At 53.1% G+C, this 21,725-nt stretch carries 12 protein-coding genes, 1 pseudogene and 1 CRISPR repeat array; of the genes and pseudogenes, 10 read left to right on the top strand and 3 right to left on the bottom strand.

Annotated features, from left to right (window positions below):
• Positions 1–275: 275 nt before the first annotated feature.
• Positions 276–1,119: direct repeats of the CRISPR family, unit length 37 nt; unit sequence GTCTTAATCCTTGTTCTAATGGAAGATGCTCTGCGAG.
• Between the two features lie 1,085 nt (positions 1,120–2,204).
• Complete coding sequence (locus Q2J34_RS07665) at positions 2,205–2,426, top strand: hypothetical protein (RefSeq protein ID WP_298887916.1); 222 nt, start codon at positions 2,205–2,207, stop codon at positions 2,424–2,426.
• Between the two features lie 221 nt (positions 2,427–2,647).
• On the opposite strand, the gene sov is transcribed toward Q2J34_RS07665, so the two are convergent.
• Together sov and ruvA are read right to left on the bottom strand one after the other, a co-directional pair.
• Positions 2,648–10,123, bottom strand: a complete 7,476-nt coding sequence (gene sov / locus Q2J34_RS07660) for a T9SS outer membrane translocon Sov/SprA (protein WP_300969796.1) — start codon at positions 10,121–10,123, stop codon at positions 2,648–2,650.
• Positions 10,124–10,275: 152 nt separating this feature from the next.
• Entirely contained in the window at positions 10,276–10,884 is a 609-nt protein-coding gene (gene ruvA, locus Q2J34_RS07655; protein WP_298887912.1) for a Holliday junction branch migration protein RuvA, read from the bottom strand.
• A 417-nt stretch (positions 10,885–11,301) separates the two neighbouring features.
• Between ruvA and Q2J34_RS07650 the strand changes: the two genes are divergently transcribed.
• From Q2J34_RS07650 to Q2J34_RS07605, 9 genes and pseudogenes are all read left to right on the top strand, one after another.
• Positions 11,302–11,781 (top strand): SPOR domain-containing protein, encoded by a 480-nt coding sequence (locus Q2J34_RS07650; protein ID WP_298887910.1) that lies wholly within the window; start codon positions 11,302–11,304, stop codon positions 11,779–11,781.
• A gap of 91 nt (positions 11,782–11,872) precedes the next feature.
• On the top strand, positions 11,873–12,916 hold the full coding sequence (gene murB, locus Q2J34_RS07645; protein ID WP_298887908.1) for a UDP-N-acetylmuramate dehydrogenase: 1,044 nt from the start codon (positions 11,873–11,875) through the stop codon (positions 12,914–12,916).
• Positions 12,917–12,921: 5 nt separating this feature from the next.
• Positions 12,922–14,475 carry a lipoyl(octanoyl) transferase LipB gene (gene lipB, locus Q2J34_RS09905; RefSeq protein ID WP_306424755.1) on the top strand — a complete coding sequence of 518 codons (1,554 nt, stop codon included), beginning with the start codon at positions 12,922–12,924 and terminating at the stop codon, positions 14,473–14,475.
• Positions 14,472–15,332: a KPN_02809 family neutral zinc metallopeptidase gene (gene ypfJ / locus Q2J34_RS07630; protein WP_298887906.1), complete on the top strand. Its 861-nt coding sequence runs from the start codon at positions 14,472–14,474 to the stop codon at positions 15,330–15,332. The genes lipB and ypfJ overlap by 4 nt, the downstream gene beginning before the upstream one ends.
• Before the next feature lie 29 nt (positions 15,333–15,361).
• Positions 15,362–16,270: a diaminopimelate dehydrogenase gene (locus tag Q2J34_RS07625; protein WP_300969793.1), complete on the top strand. Its 909-nt coding sequence runs from the start codon at positions 15,362–15,364 to the stop codon at positions 16,268–16,270.
• A gap of 19 nt (positions 16,271–16,289) precedes the next feature.
• Complete coding sequence (gene lgt, locus Q2J34_RS07620; RefSeq protein ID WP_300969791.1) at positions 16,290–17,204, top strand: prolipoprotein diacylglyceryl transferase; 915 nt, start codon at positions 16,290–16,292, stop codon at positions 17,202–17,204.
• A gap of 33 nt (positions 17,205–17,237) precedes the next feature.
• Positions 17,238–18,452, top strand: a complete 1,215-nt coding sequence (locus Q2J34_RS07615) for an FprA family A-type flavoprotein (RefSeq protein WP_300969789.1) — start codon at positions 17,238–17,240, stop codon at positions 18,450–18,452.
• Positions 18,453–18,483: 31 nt separating this feature from the next.
• Positions 18,484–19,290 (top strand): glucosamine-6-phosphate deaminase, encoded by an 807-nt coding sequence (gene nagB / locus Q2J34_RS07610; RefSeq protein ID WP_298887898.1) that lies wholly within the window; start codon positions 18,484–18,486, stop codon positions 19,288–19,290.
• Between the two features lie 560 nt (positions 19,291–19,850).
• Positions 19,851–19,946 (top strand): annotated as a pseudogene (locus tag Q2J34_RS07605) (helix-turn-helix domain-containing protein); the annotation flags it as partial.
• A gap of 60 nt (positions 19,947–20,006) precedes the next feature.
• Here the strand turns inward: Q2J34_RS07605 and Q2J34_RS07600 are convergent.
• Positions 20,007–21,362 (bottom strand): leucine-rich repeat domain-containing protein, encoded by a 1,356-nt coding sequence (locus Q2J34_RS07600; protein WP_298887895.1) that lies wholly within the window; start codon positions 21,360–21,362, stop codon positions 20,007–20,009.
• Between the last annotated feature and the right edge of the window lie 363 nt (positions 21,363–21,725).

Below are 21,725 nucleotides of genomic sequence, written 5' to 3'. Positions count from 1 at the left end.
GAGTAGCTGAACTCCAGAGGGTCTCTAACAGAGCTTAGGCTCAAGGCCTCGTAGGGACGATAGATTACCCTCTGGTTGCTGTCCTTACCTTACTACAACAAAGGTAAAAACAACCCGTTCAACTGACCTATTCTCGGGTCGATTTCTTTTCACTCTGCAAACTTAAAGTAGGGACGCACGGCTCGTGCGTCCGTTGTGTCAAAGCAAGACGTATACCAACAAGAGGAGCCTGTTGACACAACAGTCTCCTCTTCTTATTCGTCCCAACCTCTCTCCTCAACATCCTTGTTTTAATGGAAGATGCTCTGCGAGACCTAAGAGCAAAGCTAGAGAGCTGCGACCTCAAGGGGTCTTAATCCTTGTTCTAATGGAAGATGCTCTGCGAGATTGTTTGCCTAATCATTAAAACCAATCAAAACTATGGTCTTAATCCTTGTTCTAATGGAAGATGCTCTGCGAGTAGCTCAGCTCATGGGTGGCCGTCTCCCCGAGGGGGCGTCTTAATCCTTGTTCTAATGGAAGATGCTCTGCGAGGCGAGGAGATTCGCAGGAGGATCAACGGATATCTAGGAGTCTTAATCCTTGTTCTAATGGAAGATGCTCTGCGAGATGTGGAGAAGGTTGTATTATATTTAGAATAATTTCAGTCTTAATCCTTGTTCTAATGGAAGATGCTCTGCGAGACAGACAGACAACCCGATACAACACTGCTCTATCTGTCTTAATCCTTGTTCTAATGGAAGATGCTCTGCGAGCAGTACGCAGGAATCGCAAGCAAAGAGGTGCTAGAGTCTTAATCCTTGTTCTAATGGAAGATGCTCTGCGAGAATCTACAACCTAACGGACGGCAAAGAGATAAGACTGTCTTAATCCTTGTTCTAATGGAAGATGCTCTGCGAGACCACGACCGCCCGCTGGCAAGCCCTCAAAGCCAAGTCTTAATCCTTGTTCTAATGGAAGATGCTCTGCGAGTAGAGAACCTCAAGGTGGTAATGCGTAAAGCCATCGAGTCTTAATCCTTGTTCTAATGGAAGATGCTCTGCGAGACAGCCAAAGAAGACCACTAAAAGGTCTTCCAAGAAGTCTTAATCCTTGTTCTAATGGAAGATGCTCTGCGAGAGCTAATTTTAAGACGCATTGAGTGTCAGTCGGTTACAGTGCCATTTTCGAGAAATCCGCTTGATTTTCGAGGAAAAAGTGTACCTAACCGCTTGCAAATATACGAATTTTCCAGACTATGCCTTACCCTCAGTGAGCGATCTCTCAGGGCTGACGCACTGTATACAATGAGCTCATCGACCTCCCTATTCCTCGTTTTGTCGCTCATGTGCAGCTCCTAACTGAGCGATTATAATGCGTCAGTCTTGGCTGGGGAAATTCAACGTCGGCTCGTTACAATAATTTAGAGCCGACTACATATCGAAATGGCACCGTGTCGGGGAAAAGTGATTTCCACGTGGATATTTCGAAATATCCAGGTGGAGAATAAAAAATTCTTCGGAGGAATGAAATGAAACTTCGGAGGAATGAAATGAAACTTCGGAAGAAATGAATCACGCCCACGTGGAAAATAAAAAATATCCACGTGGAGATTTGAGATTCCCCACGTGGATATTCGAGAAAGGAGGGTGTTGGACGAATTTCCCCGTAAAGATATGTAAATGGAGGCTAGAGATTAGAAGTTAGAGATTAGAGGGCAGGGGTGACACACTATATATAGTGACCTCATGAGACTATTGACTTTTGCAACAGCCTCCTCATCTACTCCTCGCTTGTCGCTAATGTGTAGCTTCTGACAGAGCAATTATAATGCGTCAGCCCTGAGCGATCTCACGAGTAATTCGCTAGTACGGACGCACATCTCTAATCTCTAACTTCTAATCTCTAATTCGACAGCCACATGGAAAACAGCAAATCTCCACGTGGCTATTTTTATTCTTCACGTGGGCGTCATTCATTTCCTCCGAAGTTTTATTTCGTCCCTCCGTGGGGATCATTTCATCCCTCCGTGGGGATTTGAAAATTTCCACGTGGATATTCTCGATTTCCAGCCTAGGAAACGAAAAGTTCCTCCGTTGGAACTAAAAAGTTCCAAGAGGGGAACCGTTTTTGGAACTCGTATATACTACGGAAACAACACGATACGAATAACCCTTTGTAGGGACGCTCGGTCGAGCGTCCATTGTGTCAAAGGTTACAGCATCGTGGTTTTAACGGGGACGGACGCACGAGCCGTGCGTCCCTACAAAGGGCTACTCGTATCGCTGTACTACAACGGACGCACGACCGTGCGTCCCTACAAAGGGTTATTCGTATCATCGTCACACGTCATTGGTTACTCGTCTCGCTTTGACAGGGACGGACGCACAGATCGTGCGTCCCTACAGGATTCAGTCACGGCTAGTGGCGTCCGTGGTGTCCGTTAGCTGTTGGCTTTTGGCCGTTAGCTCTTGGCTGGTGTTACTGCGCCGTGTAGGGACTCAGTCACGGCTAGTGGCGTCCGTTATGTCAAAGGGCTACTCGTATCGCTGTACTACAACGGACGCACAGATCGTGCGTCCCTACAGGATTCAGTCACGGCTAGTGGCGTCTGTGGCGTCCGTTAGCTGTTGGCTTTTGGCCGTTAGCTCTTGGCTGGTGGCTGGTGTTACTGCTGAGTGAGGCTGATGCGGAGGGCGACGCCGAAGGAGGTGTTGTTCACGGGGAAGGAAGCGGTGCTCACGAGCGGGTGATTCATATTCCAGTCGAAGTAGCCTCGTATGGTGAGCATACGGCTGAGAGCGTAGTCGGCACTGAACTTGATGACGTGCGCCACGTTGCCATTGGTTGCCTGCGTGAAGGCTTCCTGAATCTTGCGAATGAGCATCGAGGAGTGATTGTACGAGTACTCGCAGCGCAGGGTCATAGCACCACCCGAAGCAAAGAGCGGATTTTCCTTTTTGCCTCCCTGCGCCTGTGCTCCCGTGCGCTGAGGTGCCCGACGCTTGATGCCGATGAGCTTGCTGAAGTCATCAATCTTGTAGTTGATCCCAACAGATATCTCGTTGCGGCTGTTTTCGATAACCTGGAAGGAGGTGAGGTTGAGCATCAGGTCTCGCGACTTATTCCAGCGAGCATTGAGTCCCAGTCCACTCTGCAAGGTCATCTCAACCCCAATGAGTGGAGCAAAAGACTCACGGATAGAGACCTGCGTGATATCGTAGGGAGAAGAAGCGACACGACGCATCCCATTGGCACCACCAGCAGGATCATCAGCGGGCATCTCTATGTAGCCCATACGTAGCTCCGGCTCTATCGGTTGCCACGAGATGAAGGAGTTGTAGTTTGCCACACTATAACTATTGCGATAGGTGTGGGAGAGGGAGAAGTTGCGGAAGAGGTCTGCCAGTGCGGGAATCTTAGTTAGCCCCGTGTAGGTGATGCTCCAGTTGGGGAGGGTGCGCCAGATCGAGTGGAAAGGCGTCGCCCCGTCTAGACCACGAGCCGTATAAGCAGCGATGAAGGCGGGGATCAGGACATCGGGACTATTGGGTCGCACCTCGGGCGCGTCAGCTCCAGCGATAGCGCTGTACTGGTTAGTCAGTCGCTGCACCATCTCCTGCTGATAGCTGAGGAGGTTGTCAAAGGTACTCGTCTTGTAGCCATTGCTGGCATTAGCACTAGCGAAGAAGCCCTTGAGACCGATGGTCCCGGCGGTAAAGGTTCCGCTGTAAGTCTCGGGAGTACCCTCAAACATATACTGCGTCTGCACCGCCCTATTGGTATGGTAGTCCCAGGTGAGCGTCACTTTGAGGTCTTTGAGGGGCTCGAGATTGAGACGTGCCGTAGCATCTTCCGAGATAGAATACATGGCGGGGTTGATGTTTTCCGCCTGCTTGAGCAGCCAACCACGCTGCGCCGCCTCACGAACGAAGTCGTTGTCTGTAAAGCCAAAAGCAAAAGCAAGGCCCGGAGCCATCACGCCCTGCATCGGATAACCCTGTCCGCCCGCAGCCTTGATGTCGGGGAGGAAGCCGGGCAAGTGGAGCGACGAAGTGCGGGTGTAAGTGAGCGAGATATCGCGCAGGAAGGTGAGCACGGAGATACCCGCATCAATGTATGGGTAGAGACGCTCCATGCGCATCTCACGAGCTTTGTCGGCTGCGTAGACGTTGACCCGGATCGTGACGGAGTCGGTGCCGGTGACGGTGATGCTGTTGGGATTGACCACGGCATACTTGACGGGGTAGTTGTGTCCGAGCGAATCCTTGGCGGTCACCTCCGGCTTAGCACTGCCCAGCTGGTGGTTGATGGTAATCGTCGTGTCGGGACGTAGGACCACTTCCTTGGTGAAGCGCAGTGGCGCAGGCTTCTTGCGCTGTGCTGCTGCGGGAGCTTTGTCCTCTGACTCCTGATCTGAGTGGCTGGTACGAGCATCTCGGCGGGAGGCGGAGCGGTTGTTTCGGCTGCTGCTCTTGTTCTGTCGCTTCTCGTAATCTTTGTACCAGTCGAACTTACGGTAGAGTGTCTGGAAGAGGATGTTGACCCGTCCGTCGAGCTTCATCTGATTGCGCACCACATTGCCCATGGAGGCGCCCTGCTGGGTCAAAGCTCCGCGATCCCAATTGTACGAAGCCATATAGGTGGCGGTGGCTGAGACGAAGTCCATAAAGGGAATGAGTGCGAGCGGGAGCGTGTAGGTGGCGTTGGCAGTCTGGTTGTACTGCATCGGTAGTCCCCAGCTACGTATGCTCTGCCAGACGGAGTCGCGCCATAGCGTGTAGTCGTCGGGAGCTAGCTCACGATTGACCTGTACGTGTGGCTCTACGATGCGGGCGTTGGTGCCAGAGTTAAAGGAGAGCTTGAGATTGGTCGTGGGGTTCCAGACAACATTTGCGGCACGCTGCCAGACGAAGTTCTGCACGAAGGTAGCGGGTAGTGACCAGTCAGCCATAGCACCGCCACCAGGCACAAGGTTGCGCACCTGATGCTCGCTGTAGTTGCGCAGTATGGAGCTGTTGAAAGCGATTCGTGAGGGGAGATAGTTGATCTGATAACCTCTCAGCGTCGAGGAGACGGTGCGGATCGCCTCGGAGGAGGCTTTGCCTTGTTGTAGCTTGGCAAAAGGCTTCCACGGAGCCACCACGGGCGTGTACTGATACTGCGCTGTAGCTTGCCACGTACGATTGCGGTCGTAGACAATCTCGGGGCTGTTCTTCTCATCCCACGACATTGAGTAGCCAAGCGTGAAGTTGGCTGGGTCGTACGGCATCGGGGTCTTGCTCTGTATGTTGACCCCCACATTGGAGAGCGACAGGGCATGAGCCTGTGTCCGTGTCAGTGCCATCGTCTTGATGGAGTCGCGTACCGACTCGTTGGCGGCATTGTCGAGAGCCTCCGTGAGGAGCAGGTCTTGGTCTAGCGGGTTGTACTGCGGACGGATCACTTCGTCTTGGTAGCTGTAGTAGAGCGGTATGCGCACCTTCGCTTTTTCGGGGAAGAACTTACCCAGCTCCACCTGCGTCGAGAGGTTGAGGAAGCCCGTATCCTCTAGCTGCCTCTGCGCGAGTGACTGATCGAGTGCGCCAAAACCCGCCGTGCGGTAAGAGCCTCGAGCGTTAAACGAGCCTAAGTCACTCAGCTGCACCTGCAGATCAGCATTGGTTGCCCAGCCGCCCTGCTCTTGGTACTCGCTCAGGCGTAGCTCATTGACCCAGATCTCGGCACTCTTGATCTGCCCGGCACTGTTTCGCACACCGATCATGATGGTCTTGACATTGCTCAGCGAGGGGTTACCCATCACGGTGATCGTGTTGCGTGGACGCTCAGCGTCGGGTACCGAGTAAGGCGTGTAGAGGTCGGTCTCGCCATTAGCCTGGGCAGCGTTGCGTCGCATCTTGAGTCCCGTGAGGAGGTCAAAGCGGAAGTCTACCTTGTTATCCCGTGGCCAAACCATCTCTCTATCCTTAGCATTGTCACTGTAAGTGCCGAAGGGGGTCAGCTCTAGAGGGACGCTGTACTCGTAATAGTTGTTTGTGTAGTCAGAGCCTAAGCGGAGGAAAGCGGTCATCTCGCCATTGCCCGTGGGCGTCCCCTCCTCGGGCAGCTCCTCAGCATGGACAAATAGCTCAATGCGCTTGTAGCGACGTAGGTCTAGTCCCGTATTCTTGTAGACAGCTCGTGCATCGCCTGGAGCTAGTCGCTTGATGCGTAAGCTGAGCGACTGCTCGTTCTGACGAATAGCTTGCGCCTGACTGGGGCTGACGCTACGCGAGACGCCTGGCGGGAGGATGTAGTTGATTGGCTTGCGGTCACCGTTCTCCTCGATGTTGACCGTATTGACCTCCATCGTGCCATTAGATATAGGTGTGACGGAGGGAGCGTGTAGCGGGCGGTCATACTGTCGCCACTCGCCACGCACCATCTTGAAGGTACCGAAGCGCAGTACGACAGGCTTGTCCCACTGCGTCAGGTAAAGGCGCATGAAGCGGATACTCTTGAGGTCGGCTATGCCCCCTACCCTGCGGGTCGGCTCTCGTACGGGGATCTTGAACTGATACCACTTGACCGTCTCTTGCTTGCCGTTGGCGAGCTTCACATTGACCGAGCGCTCGTCAACGATGTAGTTGCGCCCCACCTGCATCTCGGCTGGCGAAAGCGCTATCTCGTACTCGAAGTAACGCTCCTGCTCGTTGAGCGTGTTGTCCTGGTTGATGTCCTCCACATCAGGCACGACACGGCTCGCCACGCTGTAGGAGCCAGTCTCATTGGTCGCCTCAGCACTATTGCCCTCGACTCCGTTGTAGTACTTGTATCGCTCGAGGATAGAAGCCTGTAACTGATCATATCGCTCGTCGCGATAGTGACGGAAGCTATCACCCGCCGGGTCATTCAGCGGACTCATCGGATCGCCCTGCCACTGCTCGAGCACTTCGCCCGACACCTTGCCACGGATTGCGGAGAGGTAGTCGGCATAAGCGGGGAAAGCTTTCTCCTGCTCAGAGCTTAGTCCATTGAAGCCCACATCCTGCTTGCTACGCGCCCCAGCAGCATTGTCAAAGGAGTAGCCCGCCGTCTGACGAATAGGCACGCGCCCCCAGACTGTCTCGATGGTTGCCGAGGGATCATCGTTGAGCGGCATACCGTTCTCAAAGAACTTCTTCTCATCCTTCAGCACCTCCTCCGATACTTCGCCCAGATTGAAGAAGAGCTTGCCACTCGTCGGTGCCGTCTCGGGATAGATGAAGGGATCCATCATCCAGAACTCGATGTACTCGATATTGGCTGCCTCAAAGTCGCTCTGGTCTATCTTGCGCATCATACCGCCCCAGTTCTCGGTGGGGTTCATGAGCTTACCATCGCTACCGACCTGATCGCTGTTGAGGTTGTACGGGCCACGCTCATTGGGATAGTAAGCGAGGCAGAGCGTCTGCAGGTAGGACTGCTGGGCAAAGTTCTCATCTCTATAGGGGAACAGCTCCGACATACGCACCTCTCGCGAGTAATGGTTGGAGAGCATGTCGGGATTGTTGCGCAGGTAAGAAGGCGTCAGCGAAGAGCCAGCACGATTCAGCATCGGGTCTATGTAAAACCAGTTGAGCAAGGCTCGCCGATTGCCGTAACGCAGATCATTGACCATTCGAGCCTCGGGGAAGAGATCGGCCGCCCCGTCTGCCGGGTCGTGCCACGGCGTAGAGCTCAGCATCCAAGCGTAGGGGTTGAGCAGATCAATGCTACTCTGCGACGTCTCAAAGTCGTCAATATAGCTATGCCCCTTGGTGTAGCGCCCCTCGTAGTGCCCTGGGATCAGGTGAGCAAACTCCATATTGAGCGCGACCTCCGACGGCTTGGTCAAGTCTAGGAGCGGGATGTAGTCGAGGATACGCGTCAGCCACTGAGACTCGGTGCGCCACGAGAGATTGAGTCCCCAAAGGCTGTTTTGCATCGACTCACGCCCCATGACCGGCTTGGCAGTCAGTGGCATCTCGCTGAGATACATAAAGGTACCGCCCAGCGTTAAGTTTGGCGTAAAGTGATAGTTAAGGTCCAAGCCCAGCACCGTCTTGCGCTGCAGGTTGAGGAAGCCCCTATTCTCCAGAGAGACATCGACACGCGTACCACTGTTGAGGATTGCTTCGTTGAGGATCGTGACGGTACCCATGGCGTAGTTGACCGTGTAGTCCACATTCTCCACGAGCGTCGCTCCACCAGCGGTCACACGCACAGACCCTGGGGTCACATTCATCGCTCCGAGCGATATCTGCCCGCTATTTGCCGCTTCGTACTCACCTCGCAAGATAAACTTATCGCGTTCAGCCACCTGCTGCGCTGCGACCATCGTCGTGTCGTAGATCTCACGATAGACGTATCGCTCGGCAATGGCGGGATCGCCTATCTGCTCGGCCAAGTAACTACCAAAAGGCTCCGTAGAGGTAAAGATGACGAGTCCCCGCTCCGCATCAACCGTATAGCCGGGGACAAAGTCAAAGACTCCATCAGGGTGTGGCTCATTGCGCGAATCCAGACGATCCATTCCCAAGACCCGTGTGAGGAGTTGCCCCGCCACTTTACCCTCATTAATATAAGGTACAGCGGTGCCAGTGCTATCGTTGCGGTAGAAGACGTCGAGCTTGAAGTGATCTGCCTTGAGATTGTAGACGCTGCTCCCGAGGCTGTAGACGTTGCGCATCATAAAGGGCCAGTAAGGAGCCGTCGGGGTCATCGATGCGCCCTTGAGTAGCTTAACAAAAAGGTTGTCAGCCGTACGATCCGAGCGGTCCGAGCTAAACTCACCCACCTGATAGACCTTGCCCTGATAAGTGTACTCAAAGGCTACGCCCACCACCTCATCCGGCTGGAGACGCACCTGCAGCGAGAGTGTACCGAGCTGGTCGTTGATGCGGTACTCGTTGGCATTCAGACGGCGAGCACTCTCTATCTTCGTATAGTCTATACCGCCACGCAGCTGCCCCTCCAGTATCTGGCTCACCTGATCCACTTGGCGCAGAGCAGGCTGTCCGAGTAGCCAACTGTAGAGTGAGTTCGCCTGATTGGCAGGCAGTCCTTGTGTCGATCCTGTCGTCGTAACGCCACGAGCTGTCACACGATCTGCCTCTCCAAGGTCGGTAAAAGCGACAATGTTGCGCGCCTCGTCAAAGTTGCCCCGCTTATTGGTCACCCATACCTCGATGCGGTTGATCTTAACTCCCGAAGAGATAAAGGGCAGCGTAGACATCGCCTTGTTGTAGTGGTCGCGGAAGTAGTGTCCTAGGTAAAAGTGCCTATTCTCGTCATACTGGTTGGCCGAAAACTCAAAGGGCGTCGTCTGCGCCCCACGATCTGTCGAGACGCGCTTCGTCTCCGCCTCCTGCTGGCTCACGACGAAGTCCACATCGAGCTTGCCAAACTGCAGTTTGCTGTGGATGCCGAAGAGCGATGCACCGCCCTGTATCAGCGAGTTCTTCGACTGTAGCGACACATTGCCCGCCTCCAGCACCTTGATGATGTCATCTTCCTCGCCCTCATAGGCCAGCTTGAGCTTCTTACTGTCGAAGTCAAAAGTAGCCTGCGTATTGTAGTTCAGATTGAAGTTAAGCTTCGTACCCACCGATGCCTGCACATTGGCCTGAATCTTCTGGTCGAAGTCAAAGAAAGTGTGTCTCCGTGAACGAATCGGTATGGAGGGGTTGTCCGTAGCATTGCTCTTGACACCCATCGACACCTCCGCAGAGCCTTGTGTCCGCACCCGCACGCCACCAGGGCCAAAGATCTTCTCCGCAGGACCCAGCTCGAAGCCAAAGTCAAACGGGTTGAACCCCTTGCCCTGCTGCTCCTTCTCATCTTGCGCAGCACGCTCCAGGAAGTAGCTCTGCACGCCATTGCGCTCCACATAGGCGACGTACTGCTCCAGCGTGTAGGGGATCGGCGTGCCTACCTGCTTGCCACCCACCTTAGTAACCAGCAGATAAAGGCCCGTAGCGGGATTGTAGACAAACTCGTGCGTCACCACGCTCGGCGTGCGCAGATCGACCGCCGACTCCTGCTCGAGCCACTCATACGACTCGGGCGCTGTCGGCTGCACTGGGTAGCGCAGACTATCCGGCTGCGCAGGATGCTCCGTAGCAGATACAGAGAGCGGTGGCATAGCGAACAACCTCACCATACCCACCAATGCGCAGAGCAACGCAAGCCATGCACATAGTATCCTGCGCCTAGGGATCATCTAGTGTCTACTATAATATAGAGTCAGTAATGTAACGCTCGGGGGCCCGTTTTGTTGTACCCAAGCCTCCTAGGTCAAAGCTGTGCCAACGCTTGCTTGATCACCTGCTCTACGGGTGTGTCGGGCTTGACAGTCATAATCTGCTTCACCACCTTGCGCACATTCGCCTCGGCAAAGCCCAGCATCTTGAGTGCCGAGATCGCCTCCTCAGCCACCTCACGAGCAGCCCGCGAACCGATACCCGCCGTCACATCGTCACGATCTGTCAGCGTCTCGGGGAGCTTGCCCTTGAGATCCACGATGATGCGCTGTGCCGTCTTGAGTCCTATGCCCTTGACCGTCTTGAGCCGCTTGTCATCGCCACTCTCGATCACCTCCGCCAGCTCCAGCGGTGCCAGACTAGAGAGGATCACACGAGCCGTAGCGGGACCCACACCAGAGACGGTGATCAGCTTCGCAAAGAGCGCCTGCTCCTCCCTCGTGTAGAAGCCGTACAGGTCACACACCTCCCCCTGACGCATCACCTCCGTGATCCAGAGCCGCACAGGCGCCTCACGCTCCAGCCCATGCAGCGTATCATAAGTAGAGAGCGATATATTGACATCGTAACCCACCCCGTTACAGTCCACATAGGCATTGGTCGGTGTGAGCGTATCTATCGTGCCACGCAAGTATGCAATCATAATCTTCTTGTCTTGAGTAAGTATCTAAGCTAGAGCTTACTGCATCGCAATTCGAGACCCTCTCCAAATTGCTCTTGAGGAAATTCGAAATCCCTCGGTAGCTGTTTTGAAACACCCACGTGGGAAATAAAAAATTCTTCGGACTTGTCATTTCATTCTTCCGAAGTTTCATTTCATTCCTCCGAAGTTTCATTTCATTCCTCCGAGGAGTTTTTTATTTTCCACGTGGAGATTTGAAAATTCCTCCGTAGGAATTGGTCTCTCCTAAGTCGAAAAGCATCGATCTACACCAGCAATCCTTGCTCTGCAATGCCTCAGCTCTAGTAAGTGTCCACAAAGATAGTGGTATTTGCGCAAAAACTACTACCTTTGTCGTGTAGAATGCAACGAATCAACAAGTTCAAACAAGATACAGATATGAAAAAGGCATTAATCCTCCTATCCTCCGCCCTACTCCTGCTCTCAGTGAGTGCATGCGGACCTAAGCAAAGTGCTTATCGTCAGGTGTATGAGAAGGCTAAGCAGCGTGAAGTCGCCACACAGCAAGCTCCAGAGCAAACGACTCCCGCTAGTGTTGTCGTCGCTCGTGAGCCAGTCGCAGACATCCAGCTACGTCGTGAGCGTCTAGAGGCTGTCCAGGGTGAGGACGCAAACATGCTCAAGACCTACAACGTGGTCGTCGGCTCTTTCCAAAACCACACCAACGCTTACTCGCTCAAGGAGCGTCTACAGGCTCAGGGCTACAACCCCGTACTCGGTCAGAACGAGGCTGGTATGCTCCGCGTTATCATCACTAGCTTTGACAACCGCCGTGAGGCTGAGGCTTCAAGAGAGCAGGTCAAGGGACGCTTCGCTCCTGACTTCCAGGACGCTTGGATTCTGGAGAAGATCCGCTAATCGGGTCTCCCCACATAGCCATACAATAAAATAGGAGTCTTAGAGTTTACATAGATAGACTCTAAGGCTCCTTCTTCGGACACTATAAACTATGGAGATCATACAGCATCAACCGCTTCGGGAGTACCACACATTTGCCACAGAGACCACCGCCGACTGGTGGATCAATTACAGCAGTGCTGAGGATCTTCAGAAGCTGGCACGTGATGAGTACTTTGTCTCACAGCCTTATCTACCGATAGGTGCTGGGAGCAACCTGCTCTTTACGCACGATAAGTATCGTGGCGTCATCCTCTACTCGCAGATCGACGACCTCCACTGCTACGATGAGACCGAGAGTGCGCTGACCCACCCAGGGCAGCAGCATGTGCGGGCGGGTAGTGGCATCGTCTGGGATCACTTTGTGGAGCTGATGCTCAGCCGGGGTCTCTATGGTATAGAAAATCTATCGCTCATACCAGGCACCGTGGGCGCTGCTGCCATACAGAATATAGGTGCCTACGGGAGCGAAGTCTCTCAGTACATCGTAGCGGTCGATGTGGTCGACCTAGCGACAGGGATGAAGCTCCGCATACCGAGCGCCCTATGTGACTATAAATATAGGTACAGCATCTTCAAAGATCCGCAGTACCACTCCTACATCGTCACACACGTGCACTTCATACTAAGCACCGAACCGACCTGCAATCTGAGCTACGCCTCCCTGGCAAAAGCTTTCGAGGGTCGCGACACGATGCCGACGCCTGAGGAGATTCGCCAAGAGGTGATACGCATTCGCCGTGCTAAGTTGCCCGACCCTGAGGAGATACCAAATGGCGGGAGCTTCTTCATGAACCCGATCGTACCGCTAGCGCAGTACGAGGAGCTGGCAAAGCAATACGACACGCCCGTGCCTCACTACCCTACTCACAACGAGGGGCTGGTGAAGCTCTCAGCAGCGTGGCTCATAGACCAGATAGGACTCAAGGGCTACCGCACAGGTGCTGTGGGAGTCTACGACAAGCAACCGCTCGTCCTCGTCAACTACGGCGGAGCGACAGGCCAAGAGGTAGTCGCACTAGCAGAGCATGTGCAGCAGGAGGTGAGTCGTAAGTTCGGCATCTCACTACATCCCGAGGTGCGCTATATAGACTGAGCCCTATGCCCTCTCGCCACAATCTCCCCTCGCCACAGATCGTCGAGCTACTAGGCTCAGGTACCAGCACAGGCGTACCTGAGGTGGGTTGCTACTGTCGCACCTGTCTCAGCCTAGACCCGCGCGACCAGCGCACCCGTACATCGGCTCTGGTAGTCTCACCTGCAGGCAAACGAATACTGATCGACTGTAGCGCAGACTTTCGGCAGCAAGCACTCCTAGCGGGCATAGACCATCTAGATGCGATCATCCTAACGCACCAGCACTACGATCATATCGGAGGGCTGGACGACCTGCGCACTATCTCGTGGCGCACGGAGCTACCCATCTACGCAGAGCCTAACGTACTAGAGTCGATCAAGTCCCGACTGCACTACTACTTCGGGCCTCATCGCTATCCCGGCACGCCACACCTGACGCTACACCCCATCTCGTCGCTAGAGCCGTTTACACTCTACGACCTGACGATAGAGCCGATACGGGTGATGCACGGCAAGCAACCAATACTAGGCTATCGCATCGGGAGCTTTGGCTTCCTAACCGACCTGAAGAGCATCACCCCAGAGGAGCTAGAGAAGCTCCGAGGCGTGGAGCTACTCTTTGTCAATGGACTGCGCTACACCAAGCCTCACCCGACGCACCAAACGATCGAGGAGGCTATTGAGCTGACCGCTCGGGTTCAGCCACAGCGCAGCTACATCATTCACCTTTCGCACCATGCGCCGCCTACGGCAGAGCTACAAAAGCGACTGCCCGAGGGGGTCTACGTGGGCTACGACGGATTGACCCTACGCTACACGGAGGGGACGGGTTATACCCCACAACCTACACCAGACAAGCTAGTGCGGAGCGGTGCCGAACCTTTTACCTATCGGGATTGTGGTAGGATCGATTACCGAGAGGCACTGGAGATGCAGTTGCGGCTTTGGCAGGAGCGTATTGATGCCAAGGTAGCGCATCAGACGGTGCCTGAGGACGTGCTACTCTTTTGCGAGCATGAGCCGGTGCTGACCATTGGCAAGCATGGCAAGCAGACGAACCTGCTCGTTTCGGAGGCTCTGCTCAACTCTAAAGGCATTCAGCTAGTCCAGATAGAGCGTGGTGGCGACATCACTTACCATGGTCCTGGGCAAATCACCGGTTACCCGATCTTTGACCTAGAGCATTACGGCGTGGGGATCAAGGAGTACATCCACACGATGGAGCAGTGCATCATCGACCTGCTCTACCTCTACGGCATTCGTGCAGAGCGTCTCGAGGGTGCTACGGGCGTCTGGATCGATGCACACACACCGCAAGCTCGTAAGATCTGTGCGATCGGCGTGCACACCTCTCGCTATGTAACGATGCACGGCTTCGCGCTCAACGTCAATACCGACCTAAGCTACTTCCAGCTCATCAATCCGTGTGGCTTTACCGACAAGGGGGTCACCTCGATGGAGCAAGAGATAGGTCGTGGGGAAGTTTACTTTCCGCTAGTCAAGCACCAGCTGGAGGGACTCTTTCGCAAGCACTTCACGCACCTTCTGTACCACCTACCTAACGATGACATACTATGAAATGGCTTAGACCCAACGATAGCTCAGCAAACTACCAAGATAGACGCGGACGCATCTCTGGCAGAGGACTAGCCCTCGGAGGTGGCATCGGCGGTATCGTCATCGTCCTCGCCAGCCTCTTCTTCGGCGTAGACCTCACGGGACTGATGCAGGTGGCAAACAATGTCTTGCCTGGCTCGCAGACGGAGCAGGTAGACCCCTCGCGTGTCAACGAAAACGAAGAGTTCAAAGTCTTCACGCTACGCGTCTTCAACAGTTGCAACGACGTGTGGACAGACCTCTTCAATTCCGAATTGCAACGCTCCTATGCGGCACCGACACTAGTGACCTTCACCGATCAGGTGCAGAGCCGTTGCGGAGGAGCTACCAGCGAGGTGGGACCTTTCTACTGTCCGGCCGACCAGACCGTCTACATTGACTTAGACTTCTTCAATCTACTCGCCTCTCGCTTCAAAGCGCCGGGAGACCTAGCCATGGCTTATGTCACCGCTCACGAGGTAGGGCATCACGTGCAGAACCTCCTCGGCATCTCCGACAAGTTGCACCAACAGCAAGGGCATGTCTCTCAGGAAGCGTACAACCGCGCCAGTGTACAGCTAGAGTTGCAAGCTGACTACCTTGCTGGCGTATGGGCATACCACGCCCAGCGACTCGGCATCATACTCATCGAGCCTGGAGACCTCGAGGATGCACTCACAGCTGCCAACGCTATCGGCGATGACACTTTGCAAAAAGAGGCGCAGGGCTACGCCGTCCCAGACTCATTCACACACGGTACCTCAGCACAGCGCATGCAAGCCTTTCGCTCTGGCTTTGAGACAGGCAGCTTGGATGGCGCAAGCCGTTACCGCTTGTAAGCAACAACCAATTCTATAGCAGATTACAGATGAACCAAAAGATAAAAGTACTCGTCGTAGGCTACGGACACGTAGGCAAGCAAGTTGTGACCACCGTACGCACCGCTCCCGACATGGAGCTGGTCGGTGTAGTCCGTCGCTCTAAGAATGATCCTCAAAGCCAAGTATTGACCGCTCACGGCATTGCCGTGTACGGAGAGGATGACACCCTACCCAAAGCAGATGTCGCTATATTAGCCGTACCGACACGCTCCGTGCCTGACTATGCCAAGCGTTACCTTGCGCAGGGCATTTGCACGGTAGACAGCTTCGACATACATACCCAGATAGCCACGCTACGCCACGACTTGATGGCGGTAGCTCAGGAGCATCAAGCAGTCTCCATCATCAGCGCTGGCTGGGACCCCGGGAGCGACTCGATCGTCCGCACCTTGATGCAGGCGATGGCACCCGAGGGAATCACCTACACAGACTTCGGCCCAGGCATGAGCATGGGACACTCCGTCGCGGCACGTGCCATTGCAGGTGTCCGTGATGCGCTCTCCATGACGCTTCCCGTAGGTTACGGACAGCACCGCCGACAGGTCTATGTAGAGCTAGAGGCAGGAGCCAACGAGGAGCAAGTGCGTCAAGCGATACTCGCTGATGATTACTTCGCTCATGACGAAACAATCGTCACCATTGTCCCCTCAGTCGCTGCCTTGGAGGACGTAGGCCATGGCGTACACATGATGCGCAAAGGGGTATCGGGCGTAACGCACAACCAGCGTTTCACCTTCGAGATGCAGATCAACAACCCCGCCCTAACCGCCCAAATGATGGTCGCCTCCGCCCGTGCTACGCAGCGCCTCACGCCAGGAGCCTACACGCTCCCTGAGGTGCCAGTCATAGACCTCCTCGTAGGCGACCGCGCTGACTGGATCGCCCATCTAGTCTAATCTCTAACCTCTACTCGCCATGTCCAGCACACTACCCCTACTAGCCATCACGTGGGACGTTAGCCCCGCTATCTTTACCATCGGCTCCTTTGAGTTACGTTGGTATGCCGTACTCTTTGCCGTGGGGCTCTTCGTCTTCGGTCCGTGGATCGTGCATCGCATCTGGCAGAAAGAAGGCTTGCCCGAGCCATGGTTTGACAAACTCTTTTGGTATGTAGCCATCGGTACGATCGTTGGTGCGAGACTGGGGCATTGTCTCTTCTACGATCCCCTATACTACCTCGCCAATCCCATTGAGATCCTAAAGACGTGGGAGGGCGGACTAGCGAGTCACGGTGGTGTGATCGGTCTCATCATCGTCATGTGGATCTACGCACGCAAAGTGTCGCACAAGCCTATCCTCTGGGGTATGGATCGACTCTGCGTACCCGTAGGACTCGTGGCAGCTATGATACGTCTCGGCAACCTGATGAATAGCGAGATCTTCGGCTACCCTACCGATGTCGCATGGGGCTTTCGCTTCGTACGCTCAGCCGAGTGGCAAACGATAGCCAACGGCATGCCTTGCCATCCGACAGCCATCTACGAGGCACTCGCCTACTTGCTCGTCTTCGCCATCTGTATGTGGCTCTACTGGCGTCGCAATGCGGGCTACAAGTATCATGGGCTCATCGTTGGGACGCTCCTGACGCTCACCTTTGTCGCTCGTATCCTCATCGAGACCGTCAAGTTCGTTCAGGAGCCGTGGGAGCACAGATTGGTCGACTCCATCGGACTCAACCAGGGGCAATTGCTCAGCATCCCCTTTATCCTCATCGGAGTCGGCATGATCATCTACGCCCTGCGCCACCCAGTGCCTCAGGCGGAGGTGGAGCGTCTACTCGCTGAGGAGGCGCAGCGCAAGGAGCAAGCCGCTCATCAAAACAAGAAGTAAATCTATTCACTACTATAAAGCAACCATTCTATTATGGAGTATCGTAATCAAATCACCGATTCAATATACTATATCGGAGTCAATGACCGCACGAAGCCCCTCTTCGAGGGCTCCTGGTCACTACCCCATGGCGTCAGCTACAACTCTTATCTGCTCGTGGGTGAGCAGGTCGTACTCATCGATGGTGTCGAGATAGCCACCGCTGAGAAGCATCTTAGCGAGATCAAAGCAATCATCGGCGACCGTCCTATCGACTACCTCATCGTGAACCACATGGAGCCGGACCACAGTGGCTCTATCGGTCTCCTACGCACCCTCTATCCTGAGATGAAGGTGGTGGGCAATAGCAAAACCTTCGGCATGCTCGACTCTTACTTCGCACCAATCCCTCAGGAGCAGCGCGTAGTCGTTTCGGAGAAAGAGCCACTAGAGGTGGGCGACTTCTCCTTCCAGTTCGTCATGGCACCGATGGTTCACTGGCCCGAGGTCATGTTTACCTACGAAAGCTCGAACAACGTCCTCTTCACGGCTGACGCCTTCGGAACCTTTGGCACACTCAATGGAGCTATCATAGATCGAGATATGAACCTCGACCTTTACTACGAGGAGATGTACCGCTACTACGCCTGCATCGTGGGCAAGTTCGGTGCGTTTGTCCAAAAGGCTCTGGAGAAGTACAGCTCACTAGGTCTGTCGCCACAGTACATCTGTCCGACCCATGGTCCCGTATGGACGGAGCACGGCTTCCCCAAGGCACTCGCCATCTACGACCAGCTCAGCAAGTACGACACGAGCTGTGGTGCGGTCATCCTCTATGGTAGCATGTATGGGCACAATGAGCAGATGGCCGAAGCTGTCGCTCAGGGACTAGCTCAGAGCGGCATCAAGGATATCGTCGTGCACAACGTCAGCACGGCCGACCCCTCGCACATGCTCCGTGACATCTTCAAGTATCGCGCCCTCATCGTTGGCGCACCGACCTATTGCAATAGCCTTTTCTCACCCATGCGCGACATCCTCAACAAGGTAGCCCTCCGCGAGGTCAAGAATCGCATCATCGGCTACTTCGGTAGCTGTACTTGGGCTGGGCAGTCTGTCAAGATCATGCCCGAGATCCTCGAGAAGCTAGCCTTCGAGCAGGTGACCGATCCCGTCGAGATCAAGGGTGCCGCCACTCCAGAGCAGCTCGCTCAGGGACGTGACCTAGGAGCTGCTATTGCCAAGAGACTACTAGAGCTTTACCGTTAATACCTAAATACCAACAACCAACAAATAATCTATGAGACTTGTTATCGAGCAAGATTATGCTGCCATGTCTACATGGGCAGCAGAGCATGTGATCAAACGCATCAATGAGTTTGCACCCACAGCTGACCGCCCCTTTGTGATCGGTCTGCCCACAGGCTCTACCCCTATTGGTATGTATCAAGAGCTGGCCAAAGCCTGTCAGGCTGGACGCGTTAGCTTCAAGAACGTAATTACAGTCAATATGGACGAGTATGTCGGTCTAGAGCCCTCACATCCCGAGAGCTATCACTACTTTATGAAGAGCAACTTCTTCGACCACATCGACATCGACCCCAAAAATACACACCTCCTCAATGGTTTGGCAAAGGACACTACTGCTGAGTGCCAAGCTTACGAAGAGATGATCCAGTCACTCGGAGGTATCGACCTCTTCATCGGAGGTATCGGCTCTGATGGCCATATCGCCTTCAACGAGCCAGGCTCCTCACTAGCCTCTCGCACTCGTGAGGTGCGTCTGATGCCCGAGACGATCCGTGACAACAGCCGTTTCTTTGAAAACGACCTCTCGAAGGTTCCCACACGCGCCCTCACCGTAGGTGTCGGCACCGTGACAGACGCTCGTGAGGTGATGATCCTCATCAGTGGTTCGAACAAGGCACGCGCCCTCTGCAAGGCTGTCGAGGGACATATCACCCAGATGTGTCCTATCTCCGCGCTGCAGCTCCACTCCGACAGCATCATCGTCTGCGATGACGACGCCGCCGTAGAGCTACAGGTGAAGACCTTCCGCTTCTACAAGCAGGAGGAGAAGCTAGCCCGTGAGGGTCTAGCCTACTAAGAGGTAGCAGCCCATAAATATACTGACGGATGCCCTCGTAGCATACGCCACAAGACCAGAGAAGGTCGAGAAGCACTCGTTGCTCCTCGGCCTTCTTTCTTTATCCCCTCTGCCCGATCAAACTTTCCTACGTTGGAAAACAAACTTTCCTACGTTGGAAAAGAAAGTTTCCAGCGTTGGAAAATTAGATTTCCTACCTAGGAAAGTTAGAATCCCTTCCTAGGGATTTTCTCGTCCCTCCCTTGGAACTGAAAAGTTCCTCCCTTGGAACTCGAAAGTTCCTCCCTATTTTTTTGGTTTTGGGCTATCTGGCTGAGAAGTAAGAGGTTACCGTTTGGGGTGATACGGACAGGTAACGATTTAGAAATGAGGGGAGTGCTTTGAAGTACATCGTTTTGGATAGCCAAAGAACGCTCACTATTATCACTTGCAAAGGTAGTGATTCGTGGAAGAAAGTGAGCGTTCTTGCGTGATTTTCTTCTTAAAAGTTTAGTCGGCCCCCAAACGTTACAATGAAAGGGGAAGAAGATGTCTTATCTCTATAGTCGTTGCCATTGACCGATAAGGGCATTATCCCTTACACCCAAATCGCAGGGAAAATCCTCTATCGGCTCTCAGACATAAACAGAATACTGAGTGAGAACTATAGGAGATAAAAGCTCCCCCGAAAGTTCTCTAAACTTTCGGGGGAGCTTTTGTCATTTCATAGATTATCTCTATCGGATAATAGCAAGTTTCTGAGAGCTTCCATTGATTACAACGAGATAGTTGCCTTCTGGTATAGCTCTTACATCGAGATTTAGTACTCCCTCGCTACGAGCTAAGGATTCAATAAGGAGTTTCCCCGAGAGGTCTAATATGCGAACCTCCGTATTTGGAGAGACCCCTTGAATGGATACAAAATCTGTAGCAGGGTTCGGAGATATTACAATCTCAGAGTTTGCAATCTGTTGGGTAGATCGCGGACGCCCTGCATATTTGACCTCCTTGCCGTCTTTTGTCTTAGCAATAAATGTCCATTGCTTATCCCACGCCATCTTGACGTCATCTTCGTAGGCAAAGTTTTTCTCGTTTTCATCTGGTTCGTCTGGTGAGAATCCATAAGACATCGCATAGCATTTGCCATTCCCAGGATTTTTGGGATCATCCCAGTTAGGCAGACTTGCAATCAGTTTCCCCATCTCTGTTCCGTCAATGTTATTGAGGAAGCACTCAAGAAACTGAATCTTTGTATTAGCTAAGTTGAGTGAGCTTAATTTGTTTTCAGAACACTCGAGACCTTCAAGATTCGGAGTGTTAACAAGCTCAAGTTTCTCAAGTCCGCAACGAGATACTTTTAGCCATAGCAATTCTGGCAAATCGATCTTCAGAACCTTTCCCAATGGATTCTCAGCCAAGTTGAGAGCTTTGAGGTGGGGCAGTCCCTCAAGTTTTGGAGAGCGGATTTTGTTGCCTGTAGCATTGACTGACTCTAGCTTATCAAGATTGCTTAGATCCAGTCCTGTTAATTGATTCTGTGAGCAGTCTAGCTCTTTGAGTTGTTTCAGATGCGAGATGGAGAGTCCTGTTAACTGATTACCAGCACACTTTAGCACTTCCAGTTTGCTGTTGTGCTCTAGATTTAGTTGTACAAGAGCCCCTCCAGAGCAGTCTAGATAGACCAAATCTTTCTGTGCAGAAAGGTCAAGCTCTTCATTAAGCTCTCCTAAAGAAGATTTGATATCCAAACGTTTTAGAGATGGGCAGTCGCTTAAGTCTATCGTTGTGAAATAGACGGCCTCGCTTATCAAGCTGAAGATTTTAGACGCAGAGATGGTGAGAGGCTGCACAAGATAGGGACCTGCGTCTCCATCTCCTAAGTTTCCTAAGTAACAAGTGTACTTGCCATATTCATCTACTTGCACAGAGTCTACGCCCTCAATAGAAACATCGCCTTCAGTCTGCAGATAGAAAGATATTATTCCCATCGGCTTTTCATAAAGATTTAGGACTATAGACTCTTTAGCGTCTTGAGCAAATGATAATATACTGCAACATAGGGTTGCGAGTAATATGTAGAGTGTTTTTTTCATAATCAAGTGAAGCTTAATAGGTTCATTATTCAGTACGGATATACCCTGCGAACTTACTCTCCAGGGCTTTTTCTAGCATAGGAGTCGACAGAATCGACTTCTCTCTTGACTTCACAATGATTACAGCAATCATCTGAAGACAGCCTCTCTTGCTTACCTCCTAGTGGTAGGTCTCCTAAGAGAAGGCACAAATCGACATCGAAAGCATCACAATAGACGCTAAGACTAAAACTTTCTCATAGGCATATAGGTCTAAGTTAGTATTACAAAACTCAAAGACTTCGAATCGAACTCAAGACTCTATTCTTATCTTCGCCAGCCAATGTACAAAAAAATAAATGAATATGCAAGCATCTTGATGAA

The organism is Porphyromonas vaginalis (assembly GCF_958301595.1).
In the GTDB taxonomy this organism is placed as follows: Bacteria; Bacteroidota; Bacteroidia; order Bacteroidales; family Porphyromonadaceae; genus Porphyromonas; species Porphyromonas vaginalis.
Note: the sequence above shows the minus strand (reverse complement) of the source record. Positions and strands in the feature narration are given on the sequence as shown.

Coding starts and splice junctions, on each gene's coding strand:
- ruvA (WP_298887912.1), bottom strand. CDS start 10,884: ATGATTGCATACTTGCGTGGCACGATAGATACGCTCACACCGACCAAT.
- Q2J34_RS07615 (WP_300969789.1), top strand. CDS start 17,238: ATGGAGTATCGTAATCAAATCACCGATTCAATATACTATATCGGAGTC.
- lipB (WP_306424755.1), top strand. CDS start 12,922: ATGCCCTCTCGCCACAATCTCCCCTCGCCACAGATCGTCGAGCTACTA.
- Q2J34_RS07625 (WP_300969793.1), top strand. CDS start 15,362: ATGAACCAAAAGATAAAAGTACTCGTCGTAGGCTACGGACACGTAGGC.
- lgt (WP_300969791.1), top strand. CDS start 16,290: ATGTCCAGCACACTACCCCTACTAGCCATCACGTGGGACGTTAGCCCC.
- ypfJ (WP_298887906.1), top strand. CDS start 14,472: ATGAAATGGCTTAGACCCAACGATAGCTCAGCAAACTACCAAGATAGA.
- nagB (WP_298887898.1), top strand. CDS start 18,484: ATGAGACTTGTTATCGAGCAAGATTATGCTGCCATGTCTACATGGGCA.
- Q2J34_RS07650 (WP_298887910.1), top strand. CDS start 11,302: ATGAAAAAGGCATTAATCCTCCTATCCTCCGCCCTACTCCTGCTCTCA.
- sov (WP_300969796.1), bottom strand. CDS start 10,123: ATGCCACCGCTCTCTGTATCTGCTACGGAGCATCCTGCGCAGCCGGAT.
- murB (WP_298887908.1), top strand. CDS start 11,873: ATGGAGATCATACAGCATCAACCGCTTCGGGAGTACCACACATTTGCC.
- Q2J34_RS07600 (WP_298887895.1), bottom strand. CDS start 21,362: ATGAAAAAAACACTCTACATATTACTCGCAACCCTATGTTGCAGTATA.